Here is a 315-nt window from a genome sequence, read left to right as displayed (position 1 = left end):
TTACAGCTCCCCAAAGCATATCGTCGTTAGTAACGTCCTTCTTCGGCTTCTAGTGCCAAGGTATTCACCGTGCGCCCTTAATAACTTAATCTTTTGGCTTTGATTGTCAATCGCTCGCATTCGTCTTCATCATTTCACAATCGCTCGATTACTTACGCAAAAGTAAGCGCACTCGCTCTTGTTCATGATTCATAGACTGACAAGCGTTTTCAATCAAACCTGTGTGTTATTAATTATGTGAGTCGTCATTTGACGACTAGCGATAATTTTAGTTTCAAGCTTTCGCTATTCACTCGGTTTTTGCTTGGTAAAATC

At 40.6% G+C, this 315-nt stretch carries 1 rRNA gene; it reads right to left on the bottom strand.

Features of this window, described 5'->3' with window-relative positions:
- Nucleotides 1-91: ribosomal RNA gene (locus CD122_RS11315) — 23S ribosomal RNA — on the bottom strand; the annotation flags it as partial.
- Nucleotides 92-315: the final 224 nt, after the last annotated feature.

It is taken from the genome of Staphylococcus rostri, from assembly GCF_002902145.1.
GTDB lineage: Bacteria > Bacillota > Bacilli > Staphylococcales > Staphylococcaceae > Staphylococcus > Staphylococcus rostri.
This window is presented reverse-complemented; position numbering and strand designations above follow the sequence as displayed.